General features: G+C 64.7%; 15 protein-coding genes. 9 read left to right on the top strand and 6 right to left on the bottom strand.

Annotated elements, in window-relative coordinates:
- The first annotated feature begins 115 nt into the window (after positions 1–115).
- Positions 116–1330 (top strand): phosphoserine phosphatase SerB, encoded by a 1215-nt coding sequence (serB, locus tag DMX06_RS04150; protein ID WP_110734865.1) that lies wholly within the window; start codon positions 116–118, stop codon positions 1328–1330.
- An 83-nt stretch (positions 1331–1413) separates the two neighbouring features.
- Here serB and asd read toward each other — a convergent pair whose 3' ends face one another.
- From asd to DMX06_RS04160, 3 genes are read right to left on the bottom strand one after another with little or no spacing between them, the layout of a single operon-like run.
- On the bottom strand, positions 1414–2277 hold the full coding sequence (asd, locus tag DMX06_RS26450; protein ID WP_203648196.1) for an archaetidylserine decarboxylase: 864 nt from the start codon (positions 2275–2277) through the stop codon (positions 1414–1416).
- Positions 2278–2286: 9 nt separating this feature from the next.
- The gene (locus DMX06_RS26455) at positions 2287–3096 is read right to left on the bottom strand and encodes a rhodanese-like domain-containing protein (RefSeq protein ID WP_220037404.1); all 810 of its coding nucleotides are present in this window, start codon (positions 3094–3096) and stop codon (positions 2287–2289) included.
- 44 nt (positions 3097–3140) lie between these two features.
- On the bottom strand, positions 3141–4676 hold the full coding sequence (locus DMX06_RS04160; protein ID WP_110734868.1) for an HDOD domain-containing protein: 1536 nt from the start codon (positions 4674–4676) through the stop codon (positions 3141–3143).
- Between the two features lie 130 nt (positions 4677–4806).
- On the opposite strand from DMX06_RS04160, the gene motA reads away from it, so the two are divergent.
- The gene (gene motA, locus DMX06_RS04165) at positions 4807–5658 is read left to right on the top strand and encodes a flagellar motor stator protein MotA (RefSeq protein ID WP_023630652.1); all 852 of its coding nucleotides are present in this window, start codon (positions 4807–4809) and stop codon (positions 5656–5658) included.
- Positions 5659–5661: 3 nt separating this feature from the next.
- Positions 5662–6678 carry a flagellar motor protein MotB gene (motB, locus tag DMX06_RS04170; RefSeq protein ID WP_110734870.1) on the top strand — a complete coding sequence of 339 codons (1017 nt, stop codon included), beginning with the start codon at positions 5662–5664 and terminating at the stop codon, positions 6676–6678.
- Between the two features lie 32 nt (positions 6679–6710).
- On the opposite strand, the gene DMX06_RS04175 is transcribed toward motB, so the two are convergent.
- Positions 6711–7190 carry a molecular chaperone Tir gene (locus DMX06_RS04175; protein ID WP_110734872.1) on the bottom strand — a complete coding sequence of 160 codons (480 nt, stop codon included), beginning with the start codon at positions 7188–7190 and terminating at the stop codon, positions 6711–6713.
- Between the two features lie 145 nt (positions 7191–7335).
- Positions 7336–8367: a small ribosomal subunit biogenesis GTPase RsgA gene (gene rsgA / locus DMX06_RS04180; RefSeq protein WP_110734880.1), complete on the bottom strand. Its 1032-nt coding sequence runs from the start codon at positions 8365–8367 to the stop codon at positions 7336–7338.
- A gap of 109 nt (positions 8368–8476) precedes the next feature.
- Between rsgA and orn the strand changes: the two genes are divergently transcribed.
- Together orn and DMX06_RS04190 are read left to right on the top strand one after the other, a co-directional pair.
- A complete protein-coding gene (gene orn / locus DMX06_RS04185; RefSeq protein WP_110734882.1) occupies positions 8477–9019 on the top strand; it encodes an oligoribonuclease in 543 nt (180 codons plus the stop codon).
- Positions 9020–9111: 92 nt separating this feature from the next.
- Entirely contained in the window at positions 9112–9723 is a 612-nt protein-coding gene (locus DMX06_RS04190) for a trimeric intracellular cation channel family protein (RefSeq protein WP_023630647.1), read from the top strand.
- 936 nt (positions 9724–10659) lie between these two features.
- Here DMX06_RS04190 and queG read toward each other — a convergent pair.
- Positions 10660–11724, bottom strand: a complete 1065-nt coding sequence (queG, locus tag DMX06_RS04200; RefSeq protein ID WP_110734885.1) for a tRNA epoxyqueuosine(34) reductase QueG — start codon at positions 11722–11724, stop codon at positions 10660–10662.
- A gap of 64 nt (positions 11725–11788) precedes the next feature.
- Here queG and DMX06_RS04205 point away from each other — a divergent pair, with 64 nt between their 5' ends.
- The 4 genes from DMX06_RS04205 to mutL are packed head-to-tail and all read left to right on the top strand — an operon-like array spanning position 11789 to position 16442.
- A complete protein-coding gene (locus tag DMX06_RS04205; RefSeq protein WP_110734887.1) occupies positions 11789–12640 on the top strand; it encodes an NAD(P)H-hydrate dehydratase in 852 nt (283 codons plus the stop codon).
- Complete coding sequence (tsaE, locus tag DMX06_RS04210; protein WP_110734889.1) at positions 12628–13101, top strand: tRNA (adenosine(37)-N6)-threonylcarbamoyltransferase complex ATPase subunit type 1 TsaE; 474 nt, start codon at positions 12628–12630, stop codon at positions 13099–13101. The genes DMX06_RS04205 and tsaE overlap by 13 nt, the downstream gene beginning before the upstream one ends.
- A gap of 12 nt (positions 13102–13113) precedes the next feature.
- Positions 13114–14544, top strand: coding sequence for an N-acetylmuramoyl-L-alanine amidase (locus DMX06_RS04215; RefSeq protein WP_110734892.1), 1431 nt, complete (start codon positions 13114–13116; stop codon positions 14542–14544).
- The gene (gene mutL, locus DMX06_RS04220; protein ID WP_110734895.1) at positions 14541–16442 is read left to right on the top strand and encodes a DNA mismatch repair endonuclease MutL; all 1902 of its coding nucleotides are present in this window, start codon (positions 14541–14543) and stop codon (positions 16440–16442) included. Before DMX06_RS04215 ends, mutL begins: the two co-directional genes overlap by 4 nt.
- Position 16443 lies beyond the last annotated feature (1 nt).

A 16443-nucleotide genomic window follows, 5' to 3' on the forward strand; every position in this document is an offset into this window, starting at 1 on the left:
AGAAAGTTGCTGCGCAGTATAGCGATACGTGTTTTGTCGGCAAAGTATCGTTGGCGCCCGATGGTCATGGAAAATCGGTAGAATGCGCATTTTTCATCGAGTTGGAGCCCCGGTCTTGCGCGAAATCGTCCTGATCAACATCACTGGTGAAGACCGTCCAGGTCTCACCGCGGCCATCACCGGCGTCCTGCTCCAGGGCGGTGTGAACATTCTCGACATCGGCCTTGCGGTCATGCATGGCACGCTGTCGTTCGGCATCCTGGTCGACATCCCCGACAACGAAGTGGCCACCGCGCTGCTGCAAAGCGTGCAGTCCAAGGCACACGAGCTGAACTTGCAGGCCCGTTACACCCCCATCTCCGAGGCCGACTACCAACATTGGGCCGACAGCCAGGGTGAGGCACGCCATGTCGTCACCCTGCTCAGCCGCCGGGTTACTCCGCAGCAGTTGCAGCGGGTCAGCGCAATCATCAGCCAGTATGGTCTGACCATCGAGCGTATCGAGCGACTGTCCGCCCGCGTGGCGCTGGACGCACAGGCCGACAAGGGCAAGTCCGCGCTGGAAATTTCTGTGCGCGGCGAGGCCAGCGATGCCCAGGCCCTGCGTGCGGATTTCTTCGCCCTGTCCGAAGAGTTGAACATCGACATCGCCTTCCAGCGCGACGACCTGTTCCGCCGCAACCGCCGCCTGGCGGTGTTCGACATGGACTCCACCCTGATCGAGGCCGAAGTGATCGACGAGCTGGCCAAGGCTGCCGGCGTCGGCGAGCAGGTGGCGGCGATCACCGAGCGCGCCATGCGTGGCGAGCTGGATTTTCGCGCCAGCTTCAAGGAGCGCATGGCGCTGCTCAAGGGCCTGGACGTGGGCGTGCTCGACCAGATCGGTGCCTCGCTGCGCCTGACCGAGGGCGCCGAGCATCTGTTCGCCGAACTCAAGCGCCTGGGCTACAAGACGGCCATCCTCTCCGGCGGCTTTACCTACTTTGCCAAGCAGGTGCAGGCGCGCCTGGGGATCGACTATGTGTTCGCCAATGAACTGGAGGTGGTCGACGGCAAGGTGACCGGCGTGGCCGTCGAGCCGATCGTCGATGCCCAGCGCAAGGCCGAACTGTTGCAGAAATTGGCCAGCGAAGAAGGCCTGCAGCTCGAGCAGACCATCGCTGTCGGCGATGGCGCCAACGACCTGCCGATGCTGTCCCTGGCCGGCCTGGGCGTGGCCTTCCGTGCCAAGCCGCTGGTGCGCCAGTCGGCCAGGCAGGCGATCTCGACCTTGGGGCTGGATGGCGTGCTGTACCTGCTCGGCGTACGTGATCGCGAAGCGCGCGGTTGATCTTGAGCCGGGGCTGCAACGCAGCCCCAATAAAAAGGCCCTGCATGATTTGCATCATGCAGGGCCTTTTGCTTACCGGATGATCAAGCCTGGTTCGGCTGCGCCAGCAGCTCACCCATGCGCACGGCGGAGCCGGCACCCAGGCTCTCGGCCCACTTCACCTGCTCCGGCCCGAACAGCACGATGGCGGTGGAGCCCAGCTTGAACCTGCCCAGTTCGGCACCCTTCTCCAGATGGATCGGCGCACGGCTGGCGTCGTCGTAGCGGAAGGTCTTCAGCTCGCGCTTTGGTGGCGTGACCAGGCCGGCCCAGACAGTCTCGATCGAGGCGACGATCATCGCGCCGACCAGTACCACCGCCATCGGCCCACGCTCGGTGTCGAACAGGCAGACCACGCGCTCGTTGCGGGCGAACAGCTCAGGCACGTTTTCCGCGGTGGTCTGGTTGACCGAGAACAGCCGGCCCGGCACATAGACCATCTCGCGCAGGGTACCGGCCAGCGGCATGTGCACGCGGTGGTAGTCCTTGGGCGACAGGTAGATGGTGGCGAACTCGCCGCCCATGAACGGCGCGGCCAGGGCCGGATCGCCGCCCAGCAGCTCCAGGGCGCTGTAGCCGTGGCCCTTGGCCTGGAAAATGCGGCCGTGCTCGATCGGGCCGAGCTGGCTGACCGCGCCGTCGGCCGGGCAGAGGATCGCGCCGGGTGTTTCGTCCAGCGGGCGTGCACCGGGCTTGAGGGCGCGGGTGAAGAAGGCGTTGAAGTGCTCGTAGGCGCTGAGGTCTTCGACCAGTGCCTCGGACATGTTCACCTGGTAGCGCTTGGCGAACCAGGCGGTGAAGGCGTTCTTGAACCAGCGTGCGCGGCACTCGGCGACGCAGCCGGCCAGCCGCGACAGCAGATGGTGCGGCAGCAGGTACTGGCTGATGATGAACAAGCGGGATTTCATTGACTGTCCTTAAACTTCGACGGGCGTGTCGGGGTGGTTGCCCCATTCGCCCCAGGAACCGGCATAACCCTTTACCCGTGGATAGCCGAGGGCCTTGGCCACGAGGTAGGTGAAACCGGAGCGGTGGTGGGTCTGGCAGTGGGTGATCACTTCCTTGTCCGGAGTGATACCCAGGTTTTGCAGGACCTCGGCGATGTCCTTGCGGATGCGCAGGTGGTCGTTGAGATCCATGCCGGCGGTCCACTCGAAGTTGACCGCGCCGGGAATATGCCCGCCCTTGGCCGCCAGTACCTTCTCGCCACTGTATTCCAGTGGCCCGCGGGCGTCCCAGATGACCAGGTCGGCGGCGCCCAGGCGGCTTTGCAGGTATTCGCGGGTGGCAGTGGGTTCGCCATGCAGGTGCAGTTTCACCAGACCGCCAGCGACTTCAGGCGTTTCGGTGGACAGCTTGTCTGCCGGCCAGGCCTGGATGCCGCCGTTCAGGTAGTGGTAACCCTTGTGGCCGATGACGTCGAGCAGCCAGATGAAGCGCCCGGCCCAGCCGCCGCCCTCCTCGTCGTAGACCACATATACTGCATCGTCGCGGTGGCCGAGTTCACCGAACAGTTTTTCCAGGTCGGCCCTGGCCGGCAGCAGGCCGGGGGCCGGGGGCTGGCCCAGCTGGGTGCGTTTCGGGTCGACGAAGCGGGCTCCGGGGATGTGCCCGCTGCCATAGCGGTTGGCGCTGGTCAGGTCGACCAGGATCAGCCGCGGCGAATCCAGACGCGGCAACAGGTCCTTGGCTTCGATCACCAGGGGCAGGCCGGAAAAGTCAGTCATCCACGTTCTCCAGGGTGGAAAGAAGGGCGATTGTAGCGCAAGGGTCAGGCATTGCGGGTGGCAAACACGGCCAGGGCGCGTTCAACGCATTGCGCGGTCTTGCCGAACGCCTGCACGCTGACATCGGCCAGTGGCTTGCCGTCCTGGTCGGCCACCGCCAGCATCAGCACCTGGTCGCCCACCGCCAGCGAGCGCAGCATCAGGTGCTCGCCGCGAAAGAAGGCGCGCAGCGGCGCCGGCAGCAGGGTGCTGAACTGGGCATGGTTGTCGGGCGTCAGGCGCAGTTGGCCGGCTTTTGCCATCAACTTTTGCAACAATTTGTTCTGCGCGACGGGCAACGCCATGGCGGCGGCCTCTCGCGGCAGGCCGGCGGTCTGCTGCACGCGCAGGTAGTCGGTGGCCTTGTCCAGGCTCAGCAGCATGATGCGCTGCATTCCGCAGGCCAGCAGGGCGTCGCGGGCCTGGGTGGCCAGGTGCACGGCGTTGCTGAACGGGCTGGGCTGGGCCAGCAGTTCCTGGCACAGCGCACGCCAGTGGCCGAGATCCTCGGTGCTGGGCGGTGGCGGCGTGAGCATGTCCGGGTGCGGCCGGCGCTGGTGCCAGGGCCAGATCAGCGCCTCGGCCGGGTGGAAAAGCGCATGCCGGGCGTGATGGCGGGCACTGGCCGCAGCCTGTTGGTGGACCTGCTGCTGGACATCGTCCAGGGTGGTCTGCAGATACAGCGCGGTGAGCAGCTGCCAGCGCAGCAGGTGCGGGTTGTCCCAGCCGACCTGCGCCGCCAGGGCCAGGCCGTTGGCCAGCAGCACGGTGTTGGGGGGCTGGTTGAACCAGCGGCGCAGGGCCGGTTCGTCGTCCAGGCGCTGCTGCTGGACCAGCGGGTCCTGCTCGCGGGCGATGTTCAGCACCTGGGCGAGCTGCTCGCGCTCTTCGAGCAGCAGGCGGTAGCCCTGGATGACCCATTCGGGCAGGCGCCAGTGTTCGGCCAGGCTTCGGCACAGCTGCATCAGGCGCACCCCGAACAGCTCCTGCTCGACCACGGCAGCGTCCTCGCCCTTGTGGATCACCCGCAGTTCCCAGGTGTCGAGCAGCTTGGGGTAGGCCAGGGCCAGGGGCCACAGCGGCGAGAGGAACAGCAGGCTGCCCCAGTGGATCTCCTGCCACAGCCGTGCCAGGCGGCTGGCGAACAGGCCGTTGGCCTGCTGGGTGGCATGCTGGCTGATCAGCAGGAACTGGCGCAGTACCGGTGGAATGTCGTCGCCGGGCACCGCCGGCAAGCGTGCCAGCAGTTGGCTGATACGGGCCAGGCCCAGGCGGTTGAGGGCAATTTCCAGGCTTTCGGCAGGCTCCGCCTGGCTGGCATTGGCCGAATGGTTGGCCTCGCGCATCACGCACAGCACCAGCGCGGGGCTGTCCTGCATCAGTTCGGCAATGTCGCGCAGGGAGCGGCGACTGTCGTTGATGGCCTGCAGAACGCGGTCATGGCTCTCTTTCGGGACCGGCACGCGTACCCCGTCGAGCAGCTTTATCCAGCCCTCCAGGCTCGTCGGGACCTGAGTTGGCACCTTGGTTTCAATTGGCATATTGACATCAGTCCGAACTGGCTTTTCGCAATGAGTGGCTATAGTCTGGCGCAGTTCTGCCGATAAGTAGAAGAAGAGTTTTCAAGCTTCCGTTCCCTATCCTGACCACGACAGCAAGTGCTTCCAACTTATGGCTAAAATTATCGGCATCATCGTCGTATTCGCGAGCGTGCTCGGCGGCTACGTGCTTTCCCACGGCAAGATCGCGGCACTGATCCAGCCGTTCGAAGTGCTGATCATCGGCGGCGCGGCCTTTGGTGCGTTCCTCCAGGCCAACCCTGGTTACATGACCATGCATGTAATCAAGAAGTCGCTGAAGATGTTCGGCACCCGTTTCACCCACACCTTCTACCTCGAGGTGCTGGGCCTGGTGTACGAGATCCTCAACAAGAGCCGTCGTGAAGGCATGATGGCGATCGAGGGTGATATCGAGGACGCCGCGGCCAGCCCGATCTTCGCCAAGTACCCGGCAGTGCTGGGCGATGAGCGCATGACCGCGTTCATCTGCGACTACCTGCGGATCATGTCCACCGGCAACATGGCGCCCCATGAGCTCGAAGGCCTGTTCGACATGGAGCTGCTGAGCATGAAGGAAGAGCTGGAGCACCCGTCCCACGCGGTGACCGGCATCGCCGACGGCATGCCCGGCTTCGGTATCGTCGCGGCGGTACTGGGTATCGTGGTGACCATGGCCTCGCTGGGTGACGGCGACCAGAAGTCCATCGGCCTGCACGTGGGTGCGGCGCTGGTCGGTACCTTCTTCGGTATTCTCGCCGCCTACGGCTTCTTCGGCCCGCTGGCCAATGCCCTGCGCCACGATGCGAAAGAGGAACTGAACGTCTACGAGGCGATCAAGGCCTCGCTGGTGGCCTCGGCCTCCGGCATGCCGCCGTCGCTGGCGGTCGAGTTCGGTCGCAAGGTGCTGTACCCGGCGCACCGTCCGAGCTTCGCCGAGCTGGAACAAGCGGTTCGCGGTCGCTAAGCCATGGAGAACAATCAGCCCATCATCGTCAAGCGCGTCAAGCGCTTTGGCGACGGCCATCACGGCGGCGCCTGGAAGATCGCCTTCGCCGACTTCGCCACGGCGATGATGGCGTTCTTCCTCGTGCTCTGGCTGCTGTCGACGGCCACGCCCGAGCAGAAGATCGCCATCGCCGGTTACTTCAAGGATCCGATCGGTTTCTCCGAAAGCGGCACGCCCTACATCATCGACCTGGGCGGTTCGCCGCAGCTGGCGCCGGAAAAGACCATCAACCCGGAAGTAAAGTCCGAGCCGACGCCCGACACCAGCCTGCAGCTGGACAAGGACAAGGTCGAGACCATGGCCGAGCAGGTCGAGCGCGAGCGCCTCGAGTTGCTGTTGCAGGAGCTGCAGAACAAGGTCGAGGAAAACCCGCAGTTGCAGAAGTTCAAGGACCAGATCCTGTTCGAGATCACCCAGGACGGCCTGCGCATCCAGATCATGGATGCCGAGAACCGGCCGATGTTCGACCTGGGCAGCGCGCGTCTGCAACCGTATTTCGAAGACATCCTGCTGGCCATGGCCGACACCATCAAGGCGGTGCCGAACAAGATCAGCATCAGTGGCCACACCGACGCCAAGCCGTATTCCGGCACCGGAGATTTCGGCAACTGGGAACTGTCGGCCAACCGCGCCAACGCCGCGCGTCGTGCCCTGGTTGCCGGTGGCTATCCGGATGAGCAGGTGGCACGGGTGGTCGGCTACGCCTCGTCGTCGCTGTTCGACCGGGCCAATCCGTTCAACCCGGTCAACCGCCGCATCGATATCATCGTCCTGACCAAGAAGGCCCAGCGCGATATCGAGGGTGAGCAGGGCACGCCGGAGGCTACGCCACCGGCCACTGCCACGCCGCCTGCGGGCGCCGCACCTGGTGCCACCCCGGCACCGGGCGATGCGCCGATGCAGCCGCGCGAGCTGCGCCAGAAGCTGAACATCTTCGAGGATGGCGTGTTGAAGATGGATGAGGCCAAGGACCAGTAAATGACGGGGGCCGCTTTGCGGCCCCTGTGCATTCAGAAGCCTCGCCTGATCTTGGCCTTGAGATCGGCGTGAAAGAAATCCGCGTTGTCCCTGTCCGACAGGCTCCTGCGCCCGCTCATCGAGGCCATGGCGCGGCCAAAGGTCTGCTCGTCATGGTAGGCCCGCACGAACAGCTCGATATGTTCTCGCTCGCGCATTGCCGGCCATCTGCCCAGGCAATTCGGCAGCTCGCCGGTGCCTGCGTGATAGAAGCTCACTCTGCGATTGGCCATGGCTGCGGCGCCCAAAAGCCAGGCCGTCCACCAATCGTCGACAGTGTGCTCGGACAGCACGCCGATCCAGTGGGTGGCATCGGCCATGTGCTGGCAGAAGCTGCCATGCAGGTCGTTCAGCGTCTGCCCTTCGCTGTCGAAGGGCACCAGTTGGGTGGGAATGCCTTCGAGCAGCAGGCGTTCGTTGAGGATGAAGGCATCGAGCCGCTCATCCCGGCGGTAACTGATGAAAACCGGCATCCTTGTTGCCCTCCCTGATCAATGCCGACGACAAGGCATGACCATCAGGGAAAGCTGGGATAGGGACAATAGGTGACCGCAAAACCGGAGCGGTCCTACCTGCTCCGGTAACGCTTCCTACAGCTCGGGCAGTTCAACGCGCCAATCAGTAGGTATCTTCCGGCAGGCTGGCGATGATCGAGCGGTAGCTGTTCATGCGTTGCTGGGTCACGCTGCCGTCCTCCAGTGCCTTGAGCAGGGCGCAACCGGGCTCGCGGTCATGCTTGCAGTCGCGGAAGCGGCAGTTGCCGATCAGTTCGCGGAACTCGATGAAACCATCTTCCACATCGTCGCGGCTGACATGCACCAGGCCGAACTCGCGGATGCCCGGCGAGTCGATCAGGTCGCCGCCGTTGGGGAAGTGGTACAGCCGTGCGGTGGTGGTGGTATGAGTACCCTGGCCCGACCACTCCGACAGGTCGCCGACACGGGTGCCGGCCTCGGGCAGCAGGCTGTTGACCAGCGAGGACTTGCCCACGCCGGACTGGCCGACGAACACGCTGATATGGCCGTCGAGGGTCTCCTGCAGGCGCTGCATGCCATCGCCGTGGTGGGCCGAGACCTCCAGCAGCGGGTAGCCCAGGCCACGGTAGACCTCGAGCATCGCATGGAGGGTCGGACCGTTCTCGTCGTCGATCAGGTCGGCCTTGTTCAGCAGCAGCAGCGGGCGGATGCCGGCATGCTCGGCGGCTACCAGATAGCGGTCAATCAGGTTGGGGTGCGGCTCGGGCGCCGGGGCGAAGACGATGACGATCAGGTCGACGTTGGCCGCCACCGGCTTGAGCTGGCCGTGGTTGTTCGGTCGGCACAGCTCGGTGCTGCGCGGCATCTGCGCGACGATCACGCCGATGCCCTGGTTGCCGGCGCGCCAGACTACTCGATCGCCGGTGACCAGCGCCGGCAGGTTGGCCCGCAGATGGCAGCGGAAGACCTGGCCGGCGGCCTCGCCGTCTTGGGCTTCGACCTCGACCTGCACGCCGAAATGGGCGATCACCAGGCCCAGTTGTTCCGGCCCCAGGTCGCCCCCCTCCAGCTCCTGCAGCACGTGCTGCTCGCGTTTGGCGGCGCGGGCGGCGCGCTCGCCCTGGATCTTTTCGATGCGCCAGTTCTGGCGGCGGTTGAGCTGGCGTTTGGCCATGAAGGTTCCGTGTCGGCGGGGCAGAAAGAAAACGGCAGGCAGTTTAGCACGGCACGCCCACGAGCCGCCCCGCTAGGCTAATATGACGGGCTATTCGAGGAGCCTTTTCATGCAGAACCCACAGAACCTGATCTGGATCGATCTGGAGATGACCGGCCTGGATCCGGACAACGACGTCATCATCGAGATGGCCACCATCGTCACCGATAGCGAGCTGAATACCCTGGCCGAGGGGCCGGTGATCGCCATCCATCACAGCGACGAAGTGCTGGCGCGCATGGATGAGTGGAACACCCGCACCCATGGCAACTCAGGGCTCACTCAGCGCGTGCGTGAGAGCAAGGTGAGCATGGCCGAGGCCGAGGCGCAGACCATCGCCTTTCTCGAGCAGTGGGTGCCGAAGGGCAAGTCGCCGATCTGTGGCAACAGCATTTGCCAGGACCGCCGTTTCCTCTACCGCCACATGCGCGAGCTGGAAAACTACTTCCATTATCGCAACCTCGATGTTTCCACACTCAAGGAGCTGGCCGCGCGCTGGGCGCCGGATGTGCGCGACAGCTTCAAGAAGGGCAGCACCCACCTGGCGCTGGATGACATCCGCGAGTCGATCGGTGAGCTGCGCCACTATCGCGAGCACTTCATCAAGGTCTGACCTTGCCGTGCGCCGACGATCGTCGGCGCGCCCCCTTTTGGTGCCCCGCGCGACTGGTTAGACTGCGCGCCTTTCCCGCACGGATCTGCACCATGTTGCTGATGCTCTACCTCATTGCCATCACCGCCGAAGCCATGACCGGCGCCCTGTCCGCTGGCCGCCGCGGCATGGACTGGTTCGGCGTGGTGCTGATCGCCTGTGTCACCGCGCTGGGTGGCGGCTCGGTGCGCGACGTGCTGCTCGGGCACTACCCGCTGACCTGGGTGAAGCACCCGGAGTATCTGGTGCTGACCAGTTTCGCGGCGCTGCTGACCATCTTCATCGCGCCATTGATGCGCCACCTGCGGTCGCTGTTCCTGGTGCTCGATGCCCTGGGGCTGGTGGCGTTTACCCTGATCGGCTGCATGACCGCGCTGGAGATGGGGCAGGGGTTCTTGGTCGCCTCGATCAGCGGGGTGATTACCGGAGTGTTTGGCGGCATCCTGCGGGATATTTTCTGCAACGATATTCCGCTGGTGTTTCGGCGTGAGCTTTACGCCAGTGTTTCGTTTGCGGCGGCTTGGTTCTACCTGGGGTGTGTTTACTTCAAGGTGCCGGCGGAGCAGGCCATGTTGCTGACATTGTTTGGTGGTTTTCTGGTGCGGTTGTTGGCGATTCGGTTTCATTGGGAGATGCCGAAGTTTCATTATAACGATCAACAGTAAATTAGCGCTGAGCTTTGAGGGGTTCGGTTATCCCTGTGGGAGCCGGCTAGTCGCCGAGAGCCTATAACTTCGCTACACTGCCAGTGGTCCAATAGTTGGTTCATGTCTATTGATCTTGATCTTGATCTTGATCTTGCTTCTAAGTGCGCGGTAGTTCAGGCGACGCCAATTGCGACTTCAGGAGGCCGAGCGGAGTTCTTGCGGAGGGAGGTGACGGGCATGGATGCCCGTCAAGCGCTGCGCCCCAGGATGGGGCGTTCAGCGCGGTCCTCCCGGGAGCAAGAACGGAGCGAGGGAACCCCGGAGCGAAGCGTAGGGGCCGGATGAATGGAGCGAGGATTTTTTGGTGACTTTTTGATCCTTCAAAAAGTTACCCGCCGTAAGGGCGGAAAGGTGACTATGCGTCACCATCGCAAATGAATGCGCATATAACTTTCAAGGGGCACTCTCTCAAAGTCAAAGTCAAAGTCAAAGTCAAAGTCAAAGTCAAAGTCAAAGTCAAAGTCAAAGTCAAAGTCAAAGTCAAAGTCAAAGTCAAATGCGATCGGCGTGGGTTTTCACAGTTGTAAGCGCATTCATTAGCTATACTGACGCATAGTCACCTTTTCGCCCTTACGGCGAGTCCCTTTTTGAAGGATCAAAAAGGAACCAAAAAATCCTCGCTCCATTCATCCGGCCCTACGCTTCGCTCCGGGTCCCCTCACTCCGGCCTTGCTCCCGGGAGGACCGCGCTGCAGGGCCCATCCTGGGCCCCAGCGCTTGACGGGCATCCATGCCCGTCACCTCCCTCCGCAAGGCCTGCGTTCGGCCTCCTGAAGTCGCGAAGTTACGGGCGGCGCCTGGGCTGACGCAGCTGTCGCTAGCGGACTGTGGGGTTAGCCTTCTGATCGCCAAAGCCAAAGCCAAAGCCAAAGCCAAAGCCAAAGCCAGCAAGCGTCAAAGGGCGTCGTGGCGAGCCAGCGCCCACTCCACGTGCTCGCGTACCAGCTCCGAAGGATCATCCCGCCGCGCGTTGAGCGCTTCCAAGACGGGAACGGTCGAAGGCGCATTCCCCAGGCCCACCGCCAGGTTACGTAAAAACCGCTCATACCCCGCCCGCCGCAGGGGCGAACCCTCGGTGCAGCCGAGAAAACGCTTTTCATCCCACAGGAACAACTCGGCCAACTCAATATTGTCCAGCCCCCGGCGAGGCATGAAGTCGTCTTCGGTAGTGGTCTTGGCGAAACGGTTCCAAGGACAGACGATCTGGCAATCGTCGCAACCGAACACCCGGTTACCAATCAATGGCCGCAGTTCCAGTGGAATGGCACCGCGCAATTCGATAGTCAGGTACGAAATGCAACGCCGCGCATCGAGCTGGTAAGGCCCGACAAAAGCCTGGGTCGGGCAGATGTCGATGCACGCCTGGCAGCGCCCGCAATGATCGCTGCCCTGCACGCCGTCGATCGGTAACGGCAGGTCGACAAACAGCTCGGCGAGGAAGAAGTAGCTGCCGGCCTTGCGGTTGAGCAACAGGGTGTTCTTGCCGATCCAGCCCAGGCCGGCCTCCTGCGCCAGGGCCTTCTCCAGCACCGGGGCGCTGTCGACGAAGGCACGGTAGCCAAAGGGACCGATGGCCTCCTGGATGCGGTCGGCGAAGTGCTGCACGCGCTTGCGCACCAGCTTGTGGTAATCGCGGCCCAGGGCGTAGCGCGAGATGTAGGCCTTTTCCGGCTCCGCCAGACGCTTGGCCATCTGCGTGTCGCCGGGCAGGTAGTCCATGCGCAACGAAATCACCCGCAGCGTGCCGGGGATCAGCTCGGCCGGGCGCGAGCGCTTGTGGCCATGGTCGCCCATGTACTCCATTTCACCGTTGTAGCCAGCGGCCAGCCAGCGCTGCAGGTGCTGTTCGTGTTCGCCAAGGTCGACGCCGGCGATGCCGACATGGGCAAAACCGAGTTCGCGGCCCCAATCCTTGATCGATTGGGCCAGTGTGGCGATGTCTGGGAGGTTGGCGGACATGGATGAGCAAGCATTACAAGCGGAGGTGCGTATAATTCTGCCAGACATCGGAGCCTTTGACCCCATGCCTCAGACCAAACACCCTCCATTACTGCTGAGCAGCCTGACCTTGGCCGGGCTGCCGCCACGTGTCGCCGATGCCCACAAGGGCGATTTCGGCCATGTGCTGGTGATCGGCGGTGACCTGGGTACCGGCGGCGCAGTGATGCTCAGCAGTGAGGCGGCGCTGCGTTGCGGCGCCGGCCTGGTCAGTGTGGCGACCCGTCCCGAACACGTCACCGCCGGGCTGGCCCGCCTGCCTGAGGTGATGTGGCAGGGCGTGAGTTCGGCCAACCAGTTGCTCGGCCCGCTCGCGCGGGCCTCGGTGCTGGTCGTCGGTCCCGGCCTGGGCCAGGCGGCCTGGGGCCGCAGCTTGCTGTCGACGGTGACCCATGCGCACCTGCCGCAGGTGTGGGACGCCGATGCCCTCAACCTGCTGGCCGCCGCGCCACTGGCGTTGCCCAGCGGCAGCATCCTTACCCCGCACCCGGGCGAGGCGGCGCGTCTTCTGGGCATCTCCACCGAGGCGGTGCAGGCCGACCGACCAGGGGCCGCGCGCAAGCTGGCGCGGCGCTATGCCAGTGTCTGCGTGCTCAAGGGCGCGGGCACGCTGGTGGCCGATCCGGCCGGGCAACTGGCGCAGTGCGGGCGAGGGCACCCGGCCATGGCCGGTGCCGGGCTGGGCGATGTGCTCACCGGCGTGCTGGCGGCGTTGCTGGCCCAGGGGCTGGACGCCTGGCAGGCCGCGTGCCTGGGGGTATGGTTGCATGCTTGTGCGGGTGAGCGCCTGGGTGTCAAAGGTAGAGGGCTGGCGGCCAGCGATCTGGTCCCGGTCATTAGAGCGTTATTGGAGGAGCATTCAGCGTGTCAGGTTTAACCCTGTTTCTGGCCGACGAGCCAGCCACCGTCGCCTTTGGCACGAAGCTGGCCGAAGTGACCGGCGGCCATGGCGTGATCTTTCTCGAAGGCGACCTGGGCGCCGGCAAGACCACGCTGTCCCGTGGCCTGATCCGTGGCCTGGGCCACGATGGCCCGGTGAAAAGTCCGACCTTCACGGTGGTCGAGCCCTACGAAATCGGCGACATCCGCGCCTTCCATTTCGACCTCTATCGCCTGGTCGATCCGGAGGAGCTGGAGTTCATGGGCATTCGCGACTATTTCGAGGACGATGCGCTGTGCCTGTTCGAATGGCCGGATAAAGGCGCGGGCGTTTTGCCAAAGCCCGACCTGACCATTACCATAAGCCCGCAAGCGGGCGGACGTTCGCTGAACCTGTCGCCGCAGGGGGTACGCGGCGAAGCCTGGTGTGCCGTTCTGGCCAAAGAATTCAAACAGTAAGTGGGGAAAGGTATGCGCATACGCGCACTGGTCGCCGTCGTTGGGCTGCTGCTGACCGCGGTGACCGTTGACGCGCTGGCCGTCACTCAAGTCAAGAGCATGCGCCTGTGGCGCGCTCCGGACAACACGCGGCTGGTCTTCGACCTGTCCGGGCCTGTGCAGCACAGCGTCTTCACCCTGACCGCACCCGATCGCCTGGTGATCGACATCAATGGCGCCACCCTGGGCGCGCCGCTGAACGTCTCCACCTCGAACACACCGATCAGCAGCGTGCGTTCGGCCCAGCGCACGCCCACCGACCTGCGCGTGGTGGTCGACCTGAAGAAGGCCGTCTCGCCTAAAAGCTTTGTCCTGGCGCCGAATGCCCAGTATGGCAACCGCCTGGTGGTCGACCTGTACGACCAGGAATCCGACGCCATCGCCGCCAGCAACCCGACCCCGCCACCGACGCCGCAGCCGCCGGCCACCACGCCAGCGGTGCCGGTTACCCCGGCGCAGCCGGCGATCAAGCTGCCGCCAGCCCCGGCCGGCAAGCGTGACATCGTGGTCGCCATCGACGCCGGTCACGGCGGCGAAGACCCGGGTGCTTCCGGCTCGCGTGGCCAGCATGAGAAAGACATCGTGCTGGATATCGCCAAGGAACTGCAGCGCCAGATCAACTCCGAGAAGGGCTACCGCGCCGAGCTGACCCGTACCGGTGACTACTTCATCCCGCTGCGCAAGCGCACCGAGATCGCCCGCAAGAAGGGCGCCGACCTGTTCGTCTCGATCCATGCCGACGCCGCGCCGTCCAAGGCCGCCTTCGGCGCCTCGGTATTCGCCCTGTCCGACCGTGGCGCTACCTCCGAGACCGCTCGCTGGCTGGCCGACACGGAAAACCGATCCGACCTGATCGGTGGTGCCGGCAACGTCAGCCTCGACGACAAGGACCGCATGCTGGCCGGCGTATTGCTCGACCTGTCGATGACTGCGACCCTCAGCTCCAGCCTGAATGTCGGGCAGAAGGTGCTGGGCAACATGGGCCGGGTCACGCCGTTGCACAAGCAACGTGTGGAGCAGGCCGGGTTCATGGTGCTGAAATCGCCGGACATTCCGTCGATCCTGGTCGAGACCGGCTTCATCTCCAACGCCAACGAGGCCGCCAAGCTGGCCACCCGCAGCCACCAGCAGGCACTGGCGCGCTCGATCCACACCGGCGTGCGCCAGTTCTTCCAGCAGAATCCGCCACCGGGCACCTACATCGCCTGGCTGCGCGACAGCGGCAAGATCGCCCAGGGGCCGCGTGAACACACTGTGCGTCCCGGCGAAACACTGGCGATGATCGCGGTGCGCTACCAGGTCAGCGTCGCCAGCCTGCGCAGCAGCAACAGCCTGAAGACAGATGAGCTGAAAGTCGGCCAGCACCTGGACATCCCCACCACCGCCCTGGCGTCCCAGCAATGAGTGGCGGTTCGCGTATCCAGCTGCTCAGCCCGCGGCTGGCCAACCAGATCGCCGCCGGCGAGGTGGTCGAGCGCCCCGCGTCGGTGGCCAAGGAATTGCTGGAAAACAGCCTCGACTCCGGTGCCCGGCGCATCGAGGTCGAAGTCGAACAGGGCGGCGTGAAGCTGCTGCGGGTACGCGACAACGGCAGCGGCATCGCGCCTGACGACCTGCCGCTGGCCCTGGCGCGCCACGCCACCAGCAAGATCCGTGAACTGGAAGACCTTGAAGGCGTGCTCAGCCTCGGTTTTCGCGGTGAGGCCCTGGCCTCGATCAGCTCGGTGGCTCGTCTGACCCTGACCTCGCGCACCGCCGACGCCAGCGAAGCCTGGCAGGTGGAAACCGAAGGACGCGAGATGACGCCACGGGTGCAGCCCGCCGCGCATCCGGTCGGCACCTCGGTCGAAGTACGCGACCTGTTCTTCAACACCCCGGCCCGGCGCAAGTTCCTCAAGGCGGAGAAGACCGAGTTCGACCATCTGCAGGAAGTGATCCGGCGCCTGGCGCTGGCGCGCTTCGACGTCGGCTTCCACCTGCGCCACAACGGCAAGACCATCTTCAGCCTGCACGAGGCCGCCGACGAGATGGCCCGGGCGCGGCGCGTGGGCGCCATCTGCGGCCCGGGCTTCCTCGAGCAGGCGCTGCCCATCGATGTCGAGCGCAACGGCCTGCGGCTGTGGGGCTGGGTCGGCCTGCCGACCTTCTCGCGCAGTCAGGCCGACCTGCAGTACTTCTTCGTCAATGGCCGCGCCGTGCGCGACAAGCTGGTCGCCCACGCGGTGCGCCAGGCCTATCGAGATGTGCTGTTCAATGGCCGGCACCCGACCTTCGTGCTGTTCCTCGAGTGCGACCCGACCGGAGTGGACGTCAACGTACACCCGACCAAGCACGAAGTACGCTTCCGCGAAGGGCGCACGGTCCATGATTTCCTTTATGGCACCCTGCACCGTGCCTTGGCCGATGTGCGCCCGGAAGACCAGCTCGCAGCACCCACCGCGACCAGCGAGATGCTTCGCCCGAGCGGCCTGCAGGCCGGCGAGTTCGGCCCGCAGGGCGAGATGCGCCTGGCTTCGCCGGTGCTCGAGCAACCCCAGGGCGAGGCGCGTCCTGGCGTCTCCTCCGGCGGCTCTGGCGCCGGCTATCAGTACCAGTACACCCCGCGCCCCGCGCAGCCGGTCAACGTCGGCGAGGCCCAGGCGGTCTACCGCGAGTTCTACGCGCCGCTGGACAACACCACCGCCACGCCGAGTGCGCTGCCGGAAAGCCAGGGCGACATCCCACCGTTGGGCTACGCCCTGGCCCAGCTCAAGGGCATCTATATCCTCGCCGAGAACGCTGTCGGCCTGGTGCTGGTGGACATGCACGCCGCCCATGAGCGGATCATGTACGAGCGCCTGAAGGTGGCCATGGCCAGCGAAGGCCTGAGCGGCCAGCCGCTGCTGGTGCCCGAGTCGCTGGCGCTGAGCCAGCGCGAAGCCGATTGCGCCGAGGAACATGCCCAGTGGTTCCAGCGCCTGGGCTTCGAGCTGCAGCGCCTGGGCCCGGAAACCCTGGCGATTCGCCAGATCCCGGCGCTGCTCAAGCAGGCCGAGGCCAACCGCCTGGTGCAGGATGTGCTAGCTGACCTCATGGAATACGGCACCAGCGACCGGATCCAGGCGCACTTGAACGAACTGCTCGGGACCATGGCCTGCCACGGCGCTGTGCGCGCCAACCGGCGCCTGGCCATCCCGGAGATGAACGCGCTGCTGCGCGACATGGAAAACACCGAGCGCAGCGGTCAGTGCAACCATGGCCGGCCGACCTGGACCCAGATGGGCCTGGACGACCTGGACAAGCTGTTCCTGCGGGGTCGATGAG

Source organism: Pseudomonas mosselii (assembly GCF_003205295.1).
Lineage (GTDB): Bacteria > Pseudomonadota > Gammaproteobacteria > Pseudomonadales > Pseudomonadaceae > Aquipseudomonas > Aquipseudomonas mosselii_B.